The 3,757-nt window shown below is 33.7% G+C and carries 5 protein-coding genes; 2 read left to right on the forward strand and 3 right to left on the reverse strand.

Annotated features, from left to right (window positions below; genetic code table 11):
• The 3 genes from ACILQF_RS11670 to panC all read right to left on the reverse strand — a co-directional run.
• A partial coding sequence (locus tag ACILQF_RS11670; protein ID WP_395627579.1) for an acyl-CoA dehydrogenase family protein occupies nucleotides 1-218 on the reverse strand: 218 nt, incomplete at its 3' end.
• A 133-nt stretch (nucleotides 219-351) separates the two neighbouring features.
• Nucleotides 352-846 (reverse strand): D-glycero-beta-D-manno-heptose 1-phosphate adenylyltransferase, encoded by a 495-nt coding sequence (gene rfaE2 / locus ACILQF_RS11675; RefSeq protein ID WP_395627580.1) that lies wholly within the window; start codon nucleotides 844-846, stop codon nucleotides 352-354.
• Between the two features lie 108 nt (nucleotides 847-954).
• Entirely contained in the window at nucleotides 955-1,797 is an 843-nt protein-coding gene (panC, locus tag ACILQF_RS11680) for a pantoate--beta-alanine ligase (RefSeq protein WP_395627581.1), read from the reverse strand.
• A gap of 146 nt (nucleotides 1,798-1,943) precedes the next feature.
• Between panC and ACILQF_RS11685 the strand changes: the two genes are divergently transcribed.
• Complete coding sequence (locus ACILQF_RS11685; RefSeq protein WP_395627582.1) at nucleotides 1,944-2,768, forward strand: glycogen/starch synthase; 825 nt, start codon at nucleotides 1,944-1,946, stop codon at nucleotides 2,766-2,768.
• Nucleotides 2,769-2,846: 78 nt separating this feature from the next.
• A partial coding sequence (locus tag ACILQF_RS11690; RefSeq protein WP_395627583.1) for a DUF4270 family protein occupies nucleotides 2,847-3,757 on the forward strand: 911 nt, incomplete at its 3' end.

Here is a 3,757-nt window from a genome sequence, read left to right on the forward strand (position 1 = left end):
ATCGCTAGCACATAGGAGATGGTATCCATTCCTGCACCATTGTATTTAGGATCAACCATCATTCCAAGAAAGCCCAACTCTCCTAGTTTTTTGATCTGTTCATGAGGAAATTTTTGATGCTCATCTCTCTCAATAACGCCAGATTTTAACTCATTATTAGCAAAATCTCTGGCTGCCTGTTGTATCATCAGGTGCTCTTCGGATAACTCAAAATACATAAATTGGTTCAATTGATTTAGTTAATCAAAAATAACATTTCGAGCGTAAAAAATATTTCTCTGCTAGAATTAATGCTTAATTATGACAATAGTAAAATTGTTTAATGCCAGATATTCACGGATAAACTTGTTTTTAGGGAGTAGCTTTTACCTTTTTTTCAATGGCTGTTGTTGAGTAGCCCGACAGATACTCAATAGTTTTAACATCGCCGCCATACTGTAAAACGAGATCTGAACCTACAATTTGATCTATGGTATAATCGGCTCCCTTAACCAAAACATCAGGCTTAATCCATTCGATAAGTTGGAGTGGTGTTGGATCATCAAAAATAATAACTGCATCCACAAAAAAAAGAGAAGCAAGCATAATGGAACGAGAATACTGATCAATTATGGGCCTTGAAGGACCTTTTAGAGCAGATGTCGAAGCATCAGAATTAAGTCCGATGATTAATTTTTGCCCCATATCTGCAGCTTTTGACAGATAGTCGATATGGCCAAGATGCAATAAATCAAAGCAACCATTTGTAAAGACAATTTTCTTCTCTAGCAGTCGCCAAATATTGAGGTTTGCACGCAATTCATCAGCTTGAAAGATTTTACCTTTAATTATTTCCAGTTTACTCATTATTACTCCTTTTCAGTGTAAAATTAAATACAAATTAAGCTTACTATACCATTAAATAGAATCATAAATGCTCATAAAATGAGGTATTATCTTCACTCAATAAAGCAATTATTTCTCGATAATCATATTATCAATAATACGAATAGTGCCCACCTTGGCTGCTACAAGAGCAATTATGCTGCCAGAACGTTTAGATGCAACAGGTTGAAAGGATTTGGCATTAAAAATTTCAAAATACTCCAGTTCAATTCCGGGTGCAGAATTTAAAAACGATGTTATTTCAGCTTTTAGCTGCGCGACACTTTTTATTTTATAAAGATCCCGAAATTTTGATAGCGCATGAAATAAAGCCAATGAATTTATCCTATCCACTGGCGATAAATATACATTTCTTGAACTCATCGCCAATCCATCTTTTTCTCTAACAATCGAACAAAGCACCAATTTAACCTTTATTCGCAGTATTTTAACCATATGAGAAATAACCATGAACTGCTGATAATCTTTTTGTCCGAAAAAGGCAAAATCTGGTTTGATGGTATCAAATAACTTTTTAACAATTTGTGTAACGCCCTGATAATGACCTGGTCTGATTTTACCCTCCAAAATTTTATCCAAATTACCGAGTTCAATAGTCCATTTTTCGGAGCTATTATACATCTCATCTACTCCCGGAATAAATAGAATATCGCAATTTACCTTTTCTAATTTTTTAATATCATCATCAACTGGGCGCGGATAATTTTCTAAATCTTTTTTGTCATTAAACTGGGTAGGGTTCACAAAAATGCTGCAAACAATAATATCTGCTGTTTTTTTGGCTTGTTCAATCAAAGATAGATGACCGGCATGTAAAGCGCCCATAGTCGGGACAAAACCAACGGTATTACCTTTAGACCTTAATTCAGATATATAGTTGTGAACGGCTTGTTTGCTGTTAAAAATTTTCAAAATATATTTAATTTTAATACCCTCAAAAATGGTTAATTACTAATAGAGAACCAAAACGATTTGCGTATATCGTTGATAATTCATAACATAATGCTTATCTTTGCTATTCTAAAATTTTTCACAACACCTAAATAATCAAATCGGAGATGGCAAAAACCAAGATTCTTTTTATTACGCATGAGATGTCGCCTTTCCTAGAATTAAGCAAAATTTCTGAGATTACCCGTCAGCTTCCACAAGCAATGCAGGACAAAGGATTTGAAATCCGTATTTTGATGCCTCGCTTTGGAAACATCAATGAACGTCGCAACAGACTTCATGAGGTTATTCGTCTTTCGGGTATGAATATCATCATCAATGATAATGATAATCCTCTAATAATCAAGGTTGCTTCAATTCCTTCTGCACGTATGCAAGTTTATTTCCTCGACAATGAGGAGTATTTCCAACGAAAACACGTATTCGCAGACAACAGTAACAAATTTTATGAAGATAATGATGAACGCACCATTTTCTTCTGTAAAGGAGCACTTGAAACTGTAAAAAAATTAGGCTGGTCTCCAGAAATAGTTCACTGTCATGGATGGATGAGTTCATTGGTTCCTGCTTACCTAAAGACTATCTACAAAGACGATCCGACTTTTAAAAATTCAAAAGTGGTATATTCTGTTTATGATGATCATTTCCAAGATTCATTGCATGCCGATTTTTCTAAAAAAGCAATAATGAGTGGAATGACTGCAGAGCATACAGAAATGTATTCAAAAGCAACAAATACAGCGCTTAATTTGGGTGCCATTTCCTACTCAGATGCAGTGGTATTTGCAAGTGAAAATATTAATGATGAAGTGTTAAAGTTTGTTAAAAAAGGTAATAAACCAACTTTAGAGTTCAATTCTACTTCAGATTATGAAAATTATTACAACCTTTACGAAGAAATAGTTAGCGAAGAACTTTTTTCATTGATTTAGTAATAACCAACCTTTTCTAATCAGGTAAATAAGGACAAAGCAAAATAGAGTCAACAGGATTATAAAAATATAATACAAATGAGATTATACAAATTAGACTTATTAACGCTGTTGATAGGTCTTTTTATTTTAAGTAGTTGTCAGGAAACTGAGTCCATCGGACTTGAAGTTGATCCTACTACAGAGATTAAGGGTAGTTTATTAGACACCATAACAATCAATGCCAGCACTGTTGCTGAAGACTCAATTATTACCAATACCTTGGAACAATATCCACTTGGATACTTAAATGATCCAATTATGGGTAAAACTACCGCTAATATTGGGATGTCTTTAACGCTAGATCCACCGGGACTAACCTTCGGCACAAATCCAGTTTTAGATTCAGCAGTATTAGTTTTATTTTATGGGAAAGAATTTCATGGTGATAGCACCTCTAAATTTCAAGTAGAAGTTCATCAACTAGTTAATTCACTTACCGAAACAACGCCTCATTTTAACACTAAGAAAATAGAATATAACAACCCTGTTTTAGGAAGTAAATTTTTACGATTTAACTTGAAAGATAGTATTAAAGTAACCGAATTGGTAAAAGGGAAGCCAGATGTTCAAAAATCAAAGGCACCTCACATTCGAATTCAATTAAACAATGCCTTTATTACGAATAACTTATTAACCGCGGGCACAAGTATTTTAGCTAGTAATGCCGCATTAAATAATTCAATTAATGGTCTTTATCTTACAGTTAATAAAGCACAAACAACTGGCAAAGGTGGAATAGCATTTTTTAATTTGGCAGATTCAAGCAGACTAGAGGTTTATTATAAAAGTCAGAATGGAACAGCAATAGATACTGTCCTTCAAAAATTTCCAATCAAGAATAGCACATCACCAGTAATTGCAGATTTTAAGCATGATTATACTGGCACATCTATTCAAACACAACTTAACAACCCGAATACTAAATTTGATCAAACTTTTGTTCAAGG

Source organism: Daejeonella sp., from assembly GCF_044232565.1.
GTDB lineage: Bacteria > Bacteroidota > Bacteroidia > Sphingobacteriales > Sphingobacteriaceae > Daejeonella.

What these genes read in the sequence shown, in the direction of transcription:
- rfaE2 (WP_395627580.1), bottom strand. Translation starts at nt 846, where the DNA reads ATGAGTAAACTGGAAATAATTAAAGGTAAAATCTTTCAAGCTGATGAA.
- ACILQF_RS11685 (WP_395627582.1), top strand. Translation starts at nt 1,944, where the DNA reads ATGGCAAAAACCAAGATTCTTTTTATTACGCATGAGATGTCGCCTTTC.